The following is a 17697-nucleotide window of genomic DNA, read 5'->3' on the forward strand; positions in this document are numbered from 1 at the left end:
AGCGTGGTAACACGTGCAGCTGACTGTCACTAATAGGTCGAGGGCTTAACCAAGACGGTTTAGGTAAAAGAAAACGGATGAAATTCAATATGTGGTTTTGAGGGTACATGCCTCAAATAAAATGCGCGAGTGGCTCAGTTGGTGGAGTACGACCTTGCCAAGGTCGGGGTCGCGGGTTCGAGTCCCGTCTCGCGCTCTCAAGAGTACAAGAAAGGGTATCCGAAATGGATACCCTTTCTTGTGCTGTTCAAGCCCTGCCGGGCTCGAACGTGACAGTCTAAATAGGAAAAAGGTTCCGAGATTTGCGGAACTTTTTCCTATTTAAAGCCAATAGTTTGATTTGCTGTTTACACAAGATCATGCGTGAGCACTAGGCGTTTGACGGCTGAGACAGATAGTGTATAATAGCCAGTACTGCGGTAACGCGGAAACAAGTTTTGTCACAATGAAGTATAGTCATTAAATCGGCAAAATGGGGGAAAAGAAGGAGGAAAATATTTTGAAACAACGAGAAACCTTTCAGTCAAGACTGGGATTTCTGCTGCTTTCAGCAGGATGCGCCATCGGTATCGGAAATGTATGGCGTTTTCCATATGTGGTTGGAGCAAACGGCGGCGGCATTTTTGTCGTAATCTATCTGCTGTTTCTGGCTATTATGGGTGTTCCGGTTCTTTCTATGGAATTTGCGGTGGGACGTGCAAGCCGCAAAAGTCCGGTTAAGGCTTATCAGGAGCTGGAAAAACCGGGAAGCAAGTGGCATCTGCATGGTTATGTGGCGCTGCTTGGCAACTATGTACTGATGATGTTTTATACCACGGTTGCGGGTTGGATGCTTTATTATTTTTACAGCTTTGTGACCGGAGCATTTACCGGACTGGATACCGAAGGCGTTCAGGGAATGTTTGGTGAGATGCTGGCGAGCCCGGGCATCAATGTATTCTGGATGGTGGTTGTGGTAATTCTTGGAATCATGATCTGTTCTCTTGGTCTGCAGGCCGGAGTGGAGCGTATTACCAAGGTGATGATGATCGGTCTGCTGTCGCTGATGATCATCTTGGCGATTCATGGCGTATTCCTGGAAGGCGGTATGGAAGGCCTGAAATTCTACGTGCTTCCTGACGTGGAGAAGATGAAATCCGTGGGAATCGGTCAGGTGATCGTGTCTGCCATGAACCAGTCCTTCTTCACGCTAAGCCTGGGTATTGGAGCCATGGCGATTTTCGGAAGCTATCTGGAGAAGAATAATACACTGCTGGGCGAGTCGGTCAATGTTGCAGTGCTGGATACTTTTGTAGCGATTACCGCGGGTCTGATCATTTTCCCGGCGTGCTTTGCGTTTGGCGTCAATCCGGACAGTGGTCCGAGCCTGATCTTCATTACGCTGCCGAACGTATTTATCTCCATGATCGGTGGACGGATCTGGGGAAGCCTGTTCTTCTTATTTATGTCCTGCGCGGCTTTCTCTACCGTCATTGCGGTATTTGAGAATATCATTGCCTGCGATATGGAATTATTCGAGATCGACCGGAAAAAATCTGCAAAGATCAACATGATCCTGATCATTGTACTGTCCCTTCCGTGTGCATTGGGCTATAATGTACTCAGTGGATTTGAGCCGCTGGGAGCTGGCAGCTCTGTGCTGGATCTGGAGGATTTCCTGGTGAGCAATATCCTGCTTCCACTGGGCTCCCTGGTGTATCTGCTGTTTGCCACCTGGGATTTCGGCTGGGGCTTTGACGAGTACCGGGCTGAGGCAAATGAGGGTGTCGGAATCAAGGTGCCGGCATGGATCCGCGGGTATGTGAAGTATATTTTACCGCTCATGATCCTGGGACTGTTTGTTCAGGGAATCTGGGTGAAGTTTTTCGCCTAAACTGCTGAGTTCAAATCATTTGTAGTTATTTGCTTACATAAGTATTGGAAAATGTTCACATGCAGAAATTTTGCTGATTGGAATGCGAGAAAGCGACAAATTTTGTCGTTGGCGACACTTGTATGAATAGTGGACTGATGTATGCGAGGAAAGAGAGGAATTGCCATGATTCGCTGTTGTATTTTTGATTTGGATGGAACCTTATTAAATACGCTGGATGCGCTGACCTACACGACCAATCTGACATTAAAGGAGTTTGACTACGGGCCGGTCGGTGAGGAACAGGTCAAGCAGTTTGTGGGAGACGGATACCGCATGCAGGTAAAAAGAGCGCTGCAGTACTGTGGGGATGAGAAACTGACCCATTATGAGGAAGCGCTTTCTGTCTACATGAAGCTGTTTGCGGAGCATTGTCTCTACCATGTGCGTCCTTATGATGGGATCCGAGAACTTCTTGAAACATTAAAGAAACAGGGAATCCACATTGCAGTTCTTTCTAATAAACCGCACGCACGGACAGTGGAAAATATTGAGTCTGTGTTTGGCAAAGGATATTTCGATGTTGTGGCAGGACAGAAGGATGAGATTCCGAAGAAGCCGGACCCGGCAGGTGTGAACCTGATCCTGGAGCAGTTTGGCTGTAAGCCGGAGGAGTGCCTGTATTTTGGTGATACCAATACCGATATGCAGACAGGGCTGAATGCAAAAGCGCATACGGTCGGCGTAACCTGGGGATTTCGGGGACGTGAGGAACTGGAAGCATTCCACCCGGATTTTGTGATCGATGAGCCGCAGACTGTGATAGAGAAAATCCTGAAATTTTATGTATAAGATTCTGGATGTGACGATACATAATATTATAGAAGAAAATCTATTGGAAAAATTATTGAAATAAGCGAACCTGTTTCATGAAGATGCAGTTGGAAGACATCGTTTTGGGTGAATGGTTTCCGCACAAAAGAAGAAAAAAGAGGAAATCTGTGGATAATCTGCAGATTTCCTCTTTTTTTCACTCCATGGCACTTGATTAATTTCAGAAATCCGATATAATGGGTTAGTATATGTTTTATATTTATGCAGAATATTCATCCGTAGATGAATAAATGCAAATCGAGGAGGATTATTATGAAGAAGAAAATCGTGGCATTATCCATGGCAGCATGTATGGCAGCTTCTGTAACCGCTTGCGGCGGCAGTAAGTCGGCAGAGACAACCGCAGCAGCTTCTGAGGCAGCTACCGAAGCAGCAGAGAGCACTGAGGCAGCAGAGAGCAGCGCTGAGGAAACCAAAGCAGCAGCTGAGATCGAGACTGTAACTTCTGGCAAGCTGACCGTAGCAACCAGCCCGGACTTCGCTCCGTATGAGTTCTACGCAATCGGTGAGGACGGAACCCCGAATCTGTCTGGTTTCGATATGGATCTGGCTCAGTATATCGCAGATTATCTTGGACTTGAGTTAGAGGTTGTTACCGTAGATTTCGATGGTGTATTAAGCGAGCTGCAGACCAAGTCTGTTGACCTTGGTATGGCTGGTCTTTCCCCGGATGAGAAGCGTATGGGCATCATGGATTTCTCTGATATTTACTATACCGGCGGTCAGTCCTTAGTAACTGTTAAGGACAACGCTGAGACCTACAACAGCTTCGAAGCAATCAACAAACCGGAAGTTTCCGTAGGCGCACAGATCGGTTCCATCCAGATGGATCTGGCAAATGAGAACAGCCCGGAGGCTGACATTGTTGGTCTTCCGAAGGTTACCGATATCATTTCTGAGCTGTTAACCGGCAAGATGGATGCTGCTTATATCGAGACTGATGTAGCAAAGAGTTATCAGCAGAACTACCCGGAGCTTGCAATCGTTATGGACGTTCCGTACGATACCGAAGGTTCCGCAATCGGTGTCTGCAAGGGCAACGAAGCTCTGTTAGCTGGTGTTAACGAAGCAATCGCAGCTGCAAAAGAGGATGGAAGCCTTGAGAAGTTCATCGCTGATGCTGGTGAGCTTGCTGCAGGTGAGAAATATGAGGGTCTTCTGGACGCAGAAGGAAACGTTCAGAACTAAGACTGAAAGGAGCACCCGATGAGTCATTTTGTTCAATGGAGCAATTTTTCAAAAATAGCGCCGTATGCCGAGTTGTTTCAGCAGGGCATTATCGTTACAGTCCTGTTATCCGTATTTACGGTTGCAATCGGCTTTTGCATTGCGCTGATACTGGCACTGATGAGAATGTCAAATGTCCGCCCATTCCGGGCATTGGGACTTGATAAAGACGGTCATATGCGGGAGGGCGGTCCGCTTGTCTGGATCAGCAAGTTTAATCCGCTGTCTTTCCTGGCAACGGCTTACGTTGAGATCCTGCGTTCCACGCCGGTTATCGTGCAGGTGTTTATCATCTACTACGGCGTGTTCGGCATCATCCAGCTTCCGTCTTTCCAGATCCTCGGATTTATCAAGTTCAGCCGGTTCTTCCCGGGCGTTGTGGCTCTGGGCATGAACTCCGGCGCATATCTGTGTGAGATCATCCGTGCGGGAATCCAGTCCATTGACGGCGGACAGACAGAGGCAGCCCGTTCCCTCGGACTGTCCCAGACCCAGAACCTGCGCTATATCATTTTCCCGCAGGCATTAAAAAACATTCTCCCGGCAATCGCCAACGAGTTTGTTGTAATCATTAAGGAGTCTGCAATCACCTACACCATCGGTGTACAGGATATCATGTCTGCTGTAAATGCAGTTAAGGGTGCAACCTTTGTTATCGTGGAGCCTCTGCTGGTGGCAACGGCAATTTATTTCTGCCTGTGCTTCCCGACTTCCAAGATCATTGCATATTTTGAGAGGAGAATGAGCCGTGGCGACAAACGATAGCATGATTCAGGTAAAAGACTTAAAAAAGCATTATAAAATGGGAACCATCAAGGCACTGGACGGTGTGACGGTCAACATCAATAAAGGGGATGTCATGGCAGTCATCGGGCCGTCCGGTTCCGGAAAGTCCACCTTCCTTCGCAGCTTGAACCTTCTGGAGGAGCCGACCGGAGGAGCCATCATCTTTAACGGGATCGACATCACCAAGAAGAAATACCAGGATGAGAGCGGAAAAATGGTAAAACTGGACATTGACGCCCTGCGCCAGCGCATGGGAATGGTGTTTCAGCATTTCAACCTGTTTCCGCATATGACCATTCTGGAAAACATGGTGCTTGCACCGATGAAGGTAAAGGGTGTCAGCCGTGCAGATGCGGAAAAGAAAGCCTTAGAGCTTCTGGACCGTGTTGGTTTGAAAGACCGTGCAGATGCTTACCCGATCCAGCTGTCCGGCGGACAGAAACAGCGTGTTGCAATTGTGCGTGCGCTGGCGATGGAGCCGGAGGTGATGCTGTTTGACGAGCCGACTTCCGCGCTGGACCCGGAAATGGTTGGTGAGGTTCTGGATGTTATGAAGGAACTGGCCCACGAGGGCATGACCATGGTGGTCGTAACCCATGAGATGGGATTCGCAAAAGAGGTTGGAAACCGCGTCCTCTTTATGGCAGATGGAAAGCTGTTGGAAGAGGGAACGCCGGAGGAGATCTTTGATCATCCGAAGCATGAACGTCTGAAGGAATTCCTTGCAAAGGTATTATAAAAAGGATTATAATTATATTGTTGCGGCACAAGGAGCAGCAATGTTGAGATTATGGTTTGAAGTTACATCAGAGTGCCGGGCTTGTTCCCGGCACTTTTTGCGTTGTATGGAAAATAACAGATAGGAGGAGTATCAATATCATGACAGAAGAAAAGAAGGTAGCCCTCGCGGCCATTGAAGCCAGAAAAGATCAGATCTGCGATGTGGCAGACCGCATCTGGGAGTATGCGGAGTTATCTTTGCAGGAGGTAAAGTCCGCAGCGCTTTACTGCAAAGTGCTGGAGCAGGAAGGATTTCATGTAGAAAAGGGAATCAGCGGCATTGATACGGCATTTTCAGCAAGCTTTGGAAACGGCCGTCCGGTGATCGGTATTCTGGCAGAGTACGATGCGCTTTCCGGCTTGTCACAGACCGCGGGCTGTACGGAGGAAAAGCCGCTGGCCGAGGGCGGCAGCGGACATGGCTGTGGTCATAACATTCTGGGCGCCGGTGCGATGGCAGCTGCGTTTGGCGTGAAGGCTTATCTGGAGCAGAATAAAATAGAAGGAACTGTGATCTTATATGGCTGTCCGGGGGAAGAGGGCGGTGCATCCAAGGCATTTATGGCGCGGGATGGTGTCTGGAAAGATCTGGATGCGGCACTGACCTGGCATCCGGAGGATGTCAATGAGGTTGCGACCGGTTCTTCCAATGCCTGCATTCAGACCCAGTACAAGTTCCACGGAATCGCTTCCCATGCATCCGGTGCGCCGGAGAAGGGACGCAGCGCACTGGATGCAGTGGAATTGATGAACACGGGCGTGCAGTATCTGCGGGAGCATATGAGTGACAAGGCGCGGATCCATTACGCGATCACGGATGCCGGCGGATGCAGCCCGAATGTGGTGCAGGCGAAAGCCAGTGTGCTTTATATGGTGCGCTCTAACCATGTAGCAGAGGCGATAGAGCTTCAGAAGCGGGTCGATAAGATCGCTCAGGGCGCGGCGCTGATGACGGAGACAACCTTTGAGAAGAAGTTTATCGACGGACTTTCCGATACGATCAGCAACTTTGCGCTGGAGCGGGTTCTGTATAAAAATTACGAGGAGCTTGGCGTGCCTTCCTATACGGAAGAGGAGAATGCATTTGCAGATGCTCTCGCGAAAACCTATCTTGGAAACGACAGGGTTCCGGGTGTGGCAGCAGGAAACGATGAACAAGCAAAAGAGCAGGTCATCGCCATGCAGCAGGCGTGCGGTCATGCCATGAATGCATTTCTGGCACCGCTGTACCAGGGGAATGCATTTAAAGCAGGGTCTACCGATGTAGGTGATGTGAGCTGGCTGACTCCGACTGCGCAGATCCATGTGGCTGCATGGCCAAACGGCTGCCCGGGACACAGCTGGCAGAATGTTTCCTGCGACCGGACTGAAATTGGACACAAGGCAGCGGTCCATGCTGGAAAGGTACTGGCGGCGGCAGCCATCGACCTTTATAACCAGCCGGAACTCTTAAAAGAAGCAAGGGCAGAATTTGAAAAGCGCACGGCAGCAGGCTTTGTGAGCCCGGTCCCGGCGGACGCAGTCCCGGTGATCCCGGATTAGTTTGTTAAATTTGCAGTTCACAGATGCGACACAAAGAATTTAGAAAGTTTTAACAGGAGCGGGGGTTTAAAATCCCCCGCTTCTGTTGTATACTTAATAGAACAGAAAAAGCTGGGAAACATTCGTTTTCAGTCACATATGGGGAAGGGCAGTGTGTGAACAGCCATATGTGAAGAGAGAAGAACAGCTGCAAAAATTCTGGATACAACACGAAAGACATAAAGGAGAGCAAACGTATGGGTATGAAAGAAGACGGACCAAAGCGGCCAAATAAAAAGCTGATTTATTACTATGGCATCATTCTTCTGATTACGGTTCTGCTGAATGCGCTGGTTATGCCGGCCCTGGCAGAGCGTTCCGTAACGGAAGTCACCTACGATCAGTTTCTGGATATGCTGGACAACAAACAGATCGCAGGAGTAACAAGAGGAGACAATCAGCTGACCTTCTGGACAGAGGATGTGCAGCAGGTTTTAAATGGCCAGCTTCCCATGAAGTCATGGAAAAACGCAGATATTAAACTGTACAAAACAGGTATCTGGCCGGATGATGACCTGACGACCAGACTGAGAAATGCAGGCATCAGTTTCTCAGAGACGATCCCGACACAGGCATCACCTCTGCAGAATTTTATTTTCAGCTGGCTTCTGCCGATCCTGATGTTTGTGATCATTGGCCAGCTCCTTAGTAAGAGCATGGCCAAGCGGATGGGCGGCATGGGAAATGCCATGACCTTCGGAAAGTCCAATGCCAAGATCTACGCAGAGACTGAGACCGGCAAAACCTTCGCGGATGTAGCAGGCCAGGAAGAAGCAAAGGAAGCATTAAAGGAAATCGTGGATTTCCTGCATAATCCGCAGAAGTATGCAGACATCGGAGCAGTCCTGCCGAAAGGAGCACTGCTTGTGGGCCCTCCTGGAACTGGTAAAACCCTGCTTGCAAAGGCAGTAGCCGGTGAGGCACATGTCCCGTTCTTTTCCATTTCCGGTTCGGAATTCGTGGAAATGTTCGTTGGTATGGGCGCAGCCAAGGTGCGTGATCTGTTTAAGCAGGCAAATGAAAAGGCACCTTGTATCGTATTTATCGATGAGATCGATACCATTGGTAAAAAGCGTGATGGTTCCGGTTTCTCCGGAAATGATGAGCGTGAGCAGACGTTAAACCAGCTGTTAACCGAGATGGATGGTTTTGATGGCCGCAAGGGTGTTGTGATCCTGGCAGCGACCAACCGTCCGGAGTCTCTGGATAAGGCACTTCTTCGTCCTGGCCGTTTTGACCGCCGGATCCCGGTTGAACTTCCGGATCTGAAGGGGCGTGTGGCAATCCTGAAAGTTCATGCAAAGAATGTAAAACTCGGAAGTGACATCGATTTCGATGCCATCGGACGTGCAACTTCCGGTGCCAGCGGTGCGGAGCTTGCCAATATCATCAACGAGGGCGCACTGCGTGCGGTCCGTCAGGGTCGCGCTTTTGTAAGCCAGGCAGACCTGGAAGAGAGTGTTGAGGTAGTCATTGCCGGTTACCAGAGAAAAGATGCCGGTGTGTCCATGAACGAGAAGCGTATCGTATCTTACCACGAGGTGGGTCATGCGCTGGTGGCAGCGTGCCAGAGCAACAGCGCTCCGGTGCATAAGATCACCATCATCCCGCGTACCTCCGGTGCCCTTGGTTATACCATGCAGGTGGAAGAGGGCGAGCGTTTCCTGATGAGCAAAGAAGAGGCATTGAACAAGATCGCGACGCTGACCGGCGGTCGTGCCGCAGAGGAATTTATCTTCCATTCCATCACGACCGGTGCGGCAAACGATATCGAGCAGGCGACCAAGCTCGCACGTGCCATGGTAACCCGGTACGGTATGAGCAGCCAGTTTGGTATGGTAGCATTGGAAACCGTGAATAACCAGTATCTGGGCGGCGATACTTCCATGGTATGTTCCCCGGAGACTGCAAGACTAGTCGATGAAGAAGTTGTTAACATCGTAAAACAGCAGTATGACAAGGCAATGCAGATCTTAAAGGACAATGCAGCCAAGTTAAACGAGATTTCCGCTTATCTGCTGGAGCGCGAGACCATTACCGGTGAGGAATTCATGGAGATTCTGAATGCCGGGAAGGAAACAGAGGAAGATAGCGCTCCGGTGAGTCAGGAAGAAGCTGCGCAGTAACAATATCGCATGATAACAAACGAGGTGCGAAAGCTCCCGCAGCCGCCATGCATGGCGCTGCGGAGCTTTTCGCACCTTTGATATTTACTGTGCTAAATTGTTTAGTCTGCGAACAAATGTTTGCAAGCAGCCTGTTGCTGTGGTATAATGGGCTGGTATCTGAGTTACACTAAAAAGAGGAATCGTACAAGTGACGATGCAACGATGCACAAGAAAGGTTTACGGCCATGGCAAAGCAGTATATCAAGATTCGAGGTGCCAATGAGCACAATTTAAAAAATATATCCCTGGATATCCCAAGAAATGAACTGGTAGTTCTGACTGGATTAAGTGGTTCGGGCAAGTCTTCCCTGGCGTTTGATACCATCTATGCAGAAGGACAGCGGCGTTATATGGAGTCGTTGTCTTCCTACGCCAGACAGTTCCTGGGACAGATGGAAAAGCCGGATGTGGAAAGCATTGAGGGACTTTCTCCTGCCATCTCCATCGACCAGAAATCGACCAACCGCAACCCGCGTTCCACGGTGGGAACGGTGACGGAGATCTACGATTATATGCGTCTTCTGTATGCACGCATCGGTATTCCGCACTGTCCGAAGTGTGGACGTGAGATCAAAAAACAGACCATCGACCAGATGGTTGACCAGATCCTGCAGCTGCCGGAGCGCACGAAGATCCAGCTTCTGGCACCGGTGGTGCGCGGGCGCAAGGGGGAACACGTCAAGCTTTTGGAGCAGGCGCGCCGCAGCGGCTATGTGCGCGTGCGCATTGACGGGAATCTCTATGACCTTTCCGAGGAGATCAAGTTAGAAAAGAACATCAAACACAATATTGAGATCGTGGTAGACCGTCTGGTGGTGAAGGAGGGCATCGAAAAGCGTTTGACGGATTCCATCGAGACCGTTATGGGACTTTCGGATGGTCTCATGATCGTTGATGTGATCGACGGGGAGCCGATCAATTTCAGCATGAGCTTTGCCTGTCCGGACTGCGGCATCAGCATCGAAGAGGTGGAGCCGCGAAGCTTTTCCTTTAATAATCCGTTTGGCGCCTGCCCGGAGTGCTTCGGTCTCGGGTATAAGATGGAATTTGATGAGGACCTTATGATCCCGGATAAGTCCTTAAGCATTTCCAAAGGAGCCATTGTGGTGATGGGCTGGCAGTCCTGCACGGAAAAGAGCAGTTTTACCCATGCCATTTTGGATGCGCTGTGCAAGGAGTATCATTTTGATCTGGATACTCCGTTTGAAGATTACCCGAAGGAAATCCAGGATGTGATCCTGCATGGAACGAACGGGAAAGAGGTCAAAGTTTATTACAAGGGACAGCGCGGTGAGGGCATTTACCCGGTCGCATTCGAAGGTCTGATCCGCAATGTGGAGCGCCGCTATAAGGAAACCTTTTCCGAAGCATCGAAAGCGGAATACGAGACGTTTATGCGCATCACACCGTGTAAGGCCTGCAAGGGTCAGCGTTTAAAGCCGGGTTCCCTGGCGGTTACAGTTGGTGATCTGAATATTTATGAGGCAACGGAGCTGTCCATTACCCGCTTCCGTGCTTTTCTGGAGGATTTAAAGCTGACGCCGATGCAGGAGTCCATCGGTCATCAGATCTTAAAAGAGATCAAGGCGCGTCTGGATTTCCTGCTGAATGTCGGTCTGGAGTATCTGTCTCTCTCCCGGGCAACTGGTACGTTATCCGGTGGTGAGGCACAGCGGATCCGTCTGGCAACGCAGATTGGTTCCGGTCTGGTCGGAGTTGCCTACATTCTGGACGAGCCGAGTATCGGCCTGCATCAGCGCGACAACGACAAGCTTCTTGCGACCCTGACACATCTGCGCGACCTTGGAAATACCGTGCTTGTGGTCGAGCACGATGAAGATACCATGCGGGCAGCGGACTGTATTGTGGATATCGGACCGGGAGCGGGGGAACATGGTGGAGAAGTCGTGGCGGTTGGCACGGCAGAAGAAATCATGAAAAACGAAAAGTCTATCACAGGTGCGTACTTGGGCGGACGCATCCAGATCCCGGTTCCGAAGGAGCGCAGACAGCCGACCGGCTGGATCACAGTGCGCGGGGCAGCAGAGAACAACTTAAAAAATATCGATGTTTCCTTCCCACTTGGCATTATGACCTGCGTGACCGGTGTCTCCGGCTCGGGAAAAAGTTCCCTGGTCAACGAAATCCTTTATAAGGAACTGGCAAGAAAGCTGAACCGTGCGCGTACTATTCCGGGCAAATTTAAGAAGATCGAGGGATTGGAGCAGCTGGATAAGGTCATCAACATTGACCAGTCCCCGATCGGCCGTACTCCGCGTTCTAACCCGGCAACTTACACGGGCGTGTTTGATATGATCCGCGACCTGTTTGCGTCGACGCCGGATGCCAAGGCGAAGGGCTATAACAAAGGACGTTTCAGCTTTAATGTGAAGGGCGGTCGGTGTGAGGCCTGCAGCGGTGACGGCATCATCAAGATTGAGATGCATTTTTTGCCGGATGTCTATGTGCCGTGTGAAGTCTGTGGGGGCAAACGCTATAACCGCGAGACGCTGGAAGTGAAATATAAGGGAAAGAGCATTTACGATGTGCTGAACATGACGGTAGAAGAGGCTATGAAATTCTTTGAGAATGTGCCGTCGATCTACCGGAAGATTGCGACCTTGAATGATGTGGGACTTTCGTATATCCGTCTGGGACAGCCGTCAACCCAGCTTTCCGGCGGCGAGGCACAGCGGATCAAGCTGTCGACGGAGTTAAGCCGCCGTGGAACCGGAAAGACCGTTTATATTCTGGATGAGCCGACAACCGGTCTGCATTTTGCGGATGTCCACAAGCTGGTGGAGATCCTGCGCAGATTGTCGGATGGTGGTAATACGGTCATTGTCATTGAGCACAACCTGGATGTGATCAAAACAGCGGATTACCTGATCGATATTGGACCGGAGGGCGGCGAGCGCGGTGGAACTGTTATCGCGAAAGGAACGCCGGAGGAAGTCGCAGAAAGCCCGGTATCTTATACTGGAAAGTATGTGAAGCGGTATCTGAGTAGAAACTGATCATCATAGGTGTTTTTAGAAAAATCCGAATGTCATTACACGGTAACATATGGTGTAATGACATTCGGATTTTTTATGTTTATAAAGGATAGAGCTGTGGGATTAATTGTTTACGAATTAAATCAAGCATATCTTGAATTAAATTGACGTTATTGGGAGTTTCAGCATAAAAGGCGTGAATGTTTTGAACGGGAGGTGTTGAATCCAAAGTACAAAAATAAACATCGTATCGAGATGCAATTTGTTCCCATCTGCAAATGCTTTGAGAAATGAATGTAACGCCCATGCCATTGCTGGCAAGAAGCAGAGCAGCTTGAGGCGTACCATAGGTTATTAGATTTCCATATTTAAACTGATAGCGATTCATTTCTCGTTCTAAAAAATATGTGTAATTATTAATATTTTCGCCACAAACAAAAGGTGCACCGTCTAATATAGAAGAATCGATAAGGCAAGGATGTTCAATAGAGCATCCTTTGTATTTTTCTGGTGAAATAAGGCCAAGCGATTGAGGTATTACATAGATAAGATTTTCTTGGATTAAAAATTCATCTTGAATATTGTTATGCGTGTTTGAAAGGCTAAAAGTTCCGATCGCTAGAGTAGCAGGAAGATTGTCAATGTTTTTGTCATGTGTATTCAAAGCGTTGTTATTGATGGACAATTGTACGTCTGGATGAAGTTTTGCAAACGTGGGCAGTAAAAGGGGAAGCCAATAATGCCCACGTCCACTTCCGATGCTTAGACAGAAACGAGTTTTTGATAAAGATGATAATTGGTTTTGCATTTTGATCTGCAGTTGCCGGATATGGTTCATTTCTTGTATATAGAGATTTCCGGCAGCGGTCAGTCTGATCGGTGAATGTTTACGATCAAAAAGTTTCACACCTAATTCGCTTTCTAACTTATTTAATGCACTTGTTAATGCGGGCTGTGAAATATATAGTCTGGCTGCAGCTTTTGTTAAATTTTGTTCTTGAGCAACAGCTATGACATAATCTAATTTATCGAAAGACATAAAGCACACTCCTTGAATTATAAATATTTGTTTATAGTATTATTTATGGGAACATATTGGACAAAATGATGAATTACACAATATAATTATGTCATAAAGTATATGATGCTTTTGCAGCAAAGTCAATAAATGCAGAAATTGCATAAAAATTCTTGATATATGTCGACAAATATTTAAGAAAAAAGAAAAAAATATAAGGAGAATATTATTATGGGTGTTTCGAAAAAGTATGAATGGATGGGTTTGCCTTTACTGACATGGGTGGTGTTAGCTGGGATAACGGTATTAGGTATGTACTCAGGAAAAATGGGAACAGATTTTGGCTCTACAATATTTTGGCTTACAGTAATCGGAGCTATAATCATGGGAGTGGGCAATCAGCTTCCAATCGTAAAAGATTATTTAGGTGGTGGACCATTACTTTTATTATTACTTGGTTCTTTTGCAACATGGGCGAAATTAATACCGGAAGCTTATGTTGAAGCTGCAAATAACTGGATGTCTGGAATCAATTTTCAAGCTTTTTTTCTTACATTATTGATTGTAAGCGCAGTTATGGCTATTGAGCGAAAAATTTTGTTAAAATCTTTGGTCGGATATCTTCCGTGTATTTTAGGTGGCTTAGTAGGAGCTGCGATTATGGCGGCTGCAGCAGGCATGATTTGTTTCCATTTAAGTATCGGAGATATTTTGATGACTTATGTGATGCCTATAATGGGTGGTGGAAGTGCAGCAGGTGCTCTTCCAATGAGTAGCATTTATGAAGAGGTGACAGGAAAAGACAAGGATGTATATTACGGCATTGCGATGTCTGCATTGATGGTTGCTAATATTCTTTGCATTTTCTTTGCTGTTGGTTTGGATCTTTTAGGAAAGAAATTTCCAAAAATGACAGGAGATGGAAGTCAATTATTACGTAAAAAGAATGACAAAGATAGCATTGGAGATTCGGAGCAGGTTACATACAGTTTAGAAGATATGGGAAATGGAATGATGATCATGGCTGGGTGCTGGGTATTTGCCGGTCTTTGTTCCAAATGGTTTCTTCCTAAAATTTTTGGTGTATCGATTCATCAGTATGCATACTTGGTTATTATTGCGGTTGGATTAAATATTAGTGGTGTGTTGTCTGCAAAATTAAGAAAAGGAATTTGCAAAGTCTATGATGTAATGAAAGTTTGGCTGACACCGTCAGTATTTGCAGGAATGGCAATTTCTCTTCTGGATTTTCAGAGCTTTATCGATGCTATGTCAGTGAAAACACTGGTGCTTTCTGTTGCTATTATTGTAGGTTGTATTTTGGGAAGTGCGCTGATTGGTTATCTCGTGGGCTTTTATCCAATAGATGCCGCAATGACAGGAGGGTTATGCATGGCTAACATGGGAGGCAGTGGAGATATGCTGATTTTGGCTGCTGGAAACAGAATGGATCTTATGACTTACGCATCAATTTCCTCTAGAATTGGTGGAGCCATTGTACTTGCAATTTCGGGAGTTGTATTTGGTATGTTTGGCTGAATGGACATGCCGAGCTATGATTCATATAAACAATATGGTAAAAGGTTGGAGAAGCGATATGAAAATTGTAAATGTAAAAGTAATAAAATCAAACAGAGCTGTTTATTGTAAGATACTCACAGATGAAGGAATCACAGGTTTGGGGGAAAGTGGAGCATGGGGATTTTTGGATGCCAGTGCACAGGCAATAGAAACGTTTTCCCAGTATCTGATTGGAAAAGATCCGATGGATATTGAACATCTTTGGCAGTCCATGTATCGCTATTCGCATTTCCGTGGCGCAGCAATCATGGGTGCTTTGAGCGCGATAGATATTGCATTATGGGATATCAAGGGAAAATATTACAATGCGCCTATATGGCAGTTGCTTGGTGGAAAATGTAGAGACAAGGTGAGAGTATATGCACATGTGAATGGCTGTACGGTAGAAGAACAGGTCGAACATTGCTTAAAGGCAAAAGAAGAGGGATATACAGCAGTGGGACATATTAATCCGTTTTTGGATGAACCTTCGGATGTGCCATTTTCTGATGGAACTGCGGCAATGTTATATAAAGCAGAAGAGCGGGTAGGAAAAATACGAGAAGCAGTAGGAAAAGATATGGACATTTGTCTGGAATTGCATCGAAGACTGGAACCTGCTTTGGCTATTTCTTTGTCGGGTAAACTGGAACAATTTAACCCTATGTTTTTGGAAGATCCAATTAGACCAGATAATTTTGATGCAATGGCACAAGTGGCTTCTGCTTCTAGGATTCCCATTGCTACTGGAGAACGTATTCATAATATTTTTGAATTTCAAATGCTTTTGGAAAGAAGAGCATGCCATTATGTAAGAGCAAGCATTTGTTTATGTGGAGGTATTACGGGAGCTATGAAAATTGCGGCTGTGGCAGAATCTCATCATTGTAGTCTGGTGCCGCACAACCCGCTGAGTCCTGTTGCTACGAATGCAGAGTTACAGTTATGTGCAGCCATTGATAATTTGGCTATTGCAGAGTATCCATCACCAGATGTTCGTTCCACCCAAGATCAGTTTATGGGTAAGAAAAGTGGATTACGCATGCGTGATATGGTGAATCATGTACCAAATGTAAAAGATGGTTATGTTGAAATTCCAACAGAACCAGGATTGGGAATTGAACTGGTGCCAGATGTAGAGAAACTATTTCCTTTTCAGTCGCACAAAATTGCTACTAGAATGAGAATAGATGGTTCTGTGTGCGATCAATAAGATTTCAGTAACAAAAAGGTTCTCTTTTTACGAAATAACCGGTAAAAGAGAACCTTTTATTGTCGAAGCAGTTTATAATGAATTTGGTGTTATTTCAGAAAATAATTCTGCCTACCTTCCCGGAAAAAGTATTTCCGGTGCATACCAATGGACAGAAGCAGAGTGAGAAACTCTGCCATCGGTACAGCGAGCCAGGCACCGTTGATTCCAAGAAACTGCGGCAGGATCAGCAGGGAGATCGTGGTAAAGACCAGCGTTCTCGCAAAGGAAATGATTGCGGATACTCTTCCGTTGGACAGTGCGGTGAAAAATCCGGAGGAAAGGATATTAAACCCGCAGAACAGAAAGTTTATGGCAAACAGCCGGAAGCCGGTGACAGCCAGCTCATAGGTTTTCGGATCATCCGTGAAGATGGTGACAATGCCGGTGGAAAGGAAGATGGCTGCCGCAGTCATAAATGCGGAAACGATTGCAGTGAACCGGAAAGAAATATGGTAAATATTTTTCAGTTCCTTTCGGTTTTCAGCGCCGTACTGGAATCCGATCACTGGCTGATGCCGATGGAGAATCCCAGATAAAAGGCCTGGAATAAAAACTGACCGTACAAAAGAATGGTGATGGCAGCAACTCCGTTCGGTCCGGCCAGGCGCATCAGGATGATGTTAAATAAAAGGGTGATCACGGCATTGGAAAACTGGGTGACCATTTCGGAAGAACCGTTGTAGCAGGCCTGCAGGAGTTCTTTTACACGGAAAGAAAAACGGGTCAGATGCAGTTCGTGTCTGGGTGACAGGAAAAAGACCAGTCCGATCACGGCAGGGATGGTCTGTCCCAGTCCGGTTGCCATGGCGGCTCCGCCGATTCCAAGCTGACACGGTACAATGAGAACATAATCCATAACGGCATTGACCAGTCCGGCCAGGATTGTGAGGATCAGCCCCATATGCGGAGCTCCGGCAGTAACCAGAAAACACTGGAACAGGGTCTGGAGCATACAGGCCGGGGAAAACAAAAGCAGGATCTTCAAGTAGGTTATGCTGTCAGCCAGAAGCAGGTCGTTTGCACCAAGCATCCGGCAGATCGGTTCTGGAAAGAGAACAGCGATCAAAGCGGCGAAAAAGCTGAATAACAGTCCGACTAAAAGAAACAGAGAGAGGCATTCCCGTGCCTCTCTTTTTTTGCCCTCGCCCAGATATTTGCTGATGACAGCTGTGCCGCCGGTTGCCAGCATGGTGCCGACAGCGATGACAACGCTAGCAGCAGGAAAGGCGATATTTAAGGAAGAAAGCGCATTGCTTCCGACAAAGCGGGATACGAAAATGCCGTCCACAATTGTGTAGAGGGACATAAACATCATCATGATAATAGATGGAAACGCAAATTTCAGCAGCGACCAGGGGCTGAAATGCTGATTAATGGATGTTGTCATTATAAAAACTCCTCGATATTCTGAAAATAGTCTTGAACATACAGGTGACTTTTGAGAGAATAAACCATAGGGTTACCCGATAGTCAATGGCCTTTCTGCCATTTACGAGGGCAGCGAACTCTGCGGCGGAAACTTCACCTTTATCAGCAGCGTTGCATCCGTATCCGGTGAGATCCGGAAAACGGCAGATCAG

At 47.4% G+C, this 17697-nt stretch carries 14 protein-coding genes and 1 tRNA gene; 11 read left to right on the top strand and 4 right to left on the bottom strand.

Translation table 11 applies throughout. The features are described 5' to 3' along the window. The first annotated feature begins 123 nt into the window (after positions 1-123). The 9 genes from DXA97_RS18645 to uvrA all read left to right on the top strand — a co-directional run bounded on the left by DXA97_RS18645 (position 124) and on the right by uvrA (position 12305). Positions 124-196 (top strand) — tRNA-Gly (locus DXA97_RS18645). Between the two features lie 276 nt (positions 197-472). Then, complete coding sequence (locus DXA97_RS18650) at positions 473-1873, top strand: sodium-dependent transporter (RefSeq protein WP_118721382.1); 1401 nt, start codon at positions 473-475, stop codon at positions 1871-1873. A gap of 165 nt (positions 1874-2038) precedes the next feature. Then, positions 2039-2704: an HAD family hydrolase gene (locus tag DXA97_RS18655; RefSeq protein ID WP_118721383.1), complete on the top strand. Its 666-nt coding sequence runs from the start codon at positions 2039-2041 to the stop codon at positions 2702-2704. 294 nt (positions 2705-2998) lie between these two features. Further along, complete coding sequence (locus DXA97_RS18660) at positions 2999-3934, top strand: transporter substrate-binding domain-containing protein (RefSeq protein ID WP_182436962.1); 936 nt, start codon at positions 2999-3001, stop codon at positions 3932-3934. Between the two features lie 18 nt (positions 3935-3952). Further along, positions 3953-4738, top strand: coding sequence for an amino acid ABC transporter permease (locus DXA97_RS18665; RefSeq protein WP_118721384.1), 786 nt, complete (start codon positions 3953-3955; stop codon positions 4736-4738). 1 nt (position 4739) lies between these two features. After that, complete coding sequence (locus tag DXA97_RS18670; protein WP_182431734.1) at positions 4740-5498, top strand: amino acid ABC transporter ATP-binding protein; 759 nt, start codon at positions 4740-4742, stop codon at positions 5496-5498. Positions 5499-5638: 140 nt separating this feature from the next. After that, positions 5639-7081 (top strand): M20 family metallopeptidase, encoded by a 1443-nt coding sequence (locus tag DXA97_RS18675; RefSeq protein ID WP_118721385.1) that lies wholly within the window; start codon positions 5639-5641, stop codon positions 7079-7081. A gap of 236 nt (positions 7082-7317) precedes the next feature. Beyond that, the gene (gene ftsH / locus DXA97_RS18680; RefSeq protein ID WP_182436963.1) at positions 7318-9246 is read left to right on the top strand and encodes an ATP-dependent zinc metalloprotease FtsH; all 1929 of its coding nucleotides are present in this window, start codon (positions 7318-7320) and stop codon (positions 9244-9246) included. 227 nt (positions 9247-9473) lie between these two features. Continuing rightward, positions 9474-12305, top strand: a complete 2832-nt coding sequence (uvrA, locus tag DXA97_RS18685; protein WP_118721386.1) for an excinuclease ABC subunit UvrA — start codon at positions 9474-9476, stop codon at positions 12303-12305. Positions 12306-12384: 79 nt separating this feature from the next. Here the strand turns inward: uvrA and DXA97_RS18690 are convergent, their stop codons facing one another. Then, positions 12385-13323, bottom strand: a complete 939-nt coding sequence (locus DXA97_RS18690; RefSeq protein ID WP_118543328.1) for a LysR family transcriptional regulator — start codon at positions 13321-13323, stop codon at positions 12385-12387. Between the two features lie 210 nt (positions 13324-13533). Between DXA97_RS18690 and DXA97_RS18695 the strand changes: the two genes are divergently transcribed. Further along, the gene (locus DXA97_RS18695; RefSeq protein WP_118543327.1) at positions 13534-14841 is read left to right on the top strand and encodes a 2-hydroxycarboxylate transporter family protein; all 1308 of its coding nucleotides are present in this window, start codon (positions 13534-13536) and stop codon (positions 14839-14841) included. A gap of 58 nt (positions 14842-14899) precedes the next feature. Beyond that, the gene (locus tag DXA97_RS18700) at positions 14900-16075 is read left to right on the top strand and encodes a mandelate racemase/muconate lactonizing enzyme family protein (RefSeq protein WP_118543326.1); all 1176 of its coding nucleotides are present in this window, start codon (positions 14900-14902) and stop codon (positions 16073-16075) included. An 89-nt stretch (positions 16076-16164) separates the two neighbouring features. Here DXA97_RS18700 and DXA97_RS22510 read toward each other — a convergent pair whose 3' ends face one another. The 3 genes from DXA97_RS22510 to DXA97_RS20500 all read right to left on the bottom strand — a co-directional run. After that, complete coding sequence (locus DXA97_RS22510; RefSeq protein WP_347561703.1) at positions 16165-16623, bottom strand: MATE family efflux transporter; 459 nt, start codon at positions 16621-16623, stop codon at positions 16165-16167. Then, a complete protein-coding gene (locus tag DXA97_RS18705; protein ID WP_347561704.1) occupies positions 16620-17504 on the bottom strand; it encodes an MATE family efflux transporter in 885 nt (294 codons plus the stop codon). Before DXA97_RS18705 ends, DXA97_RS22510 begins: the two co-directional genes overlap by 4 nt. Beyond that, on the bottom strand, positions 17488-17697 hold a 210-nt coding region (locus DXA97_RS20500; protein ID WP_207666857.1), incomplete at its 5' end, for a hypothetical protein. The genes DXA97_RS18705 and DXA97_RS20500, both read right to left, overlap by 17 nt.

The sequence above is a fragment of the Clostridium sp. OF09-36 genome, assembly GCF_003481985.1.
Lineage (GTDB): Bacteria > Bacillota > Clostridia > Lachnospirales > Lachnospiraceae > Brotaphodocola.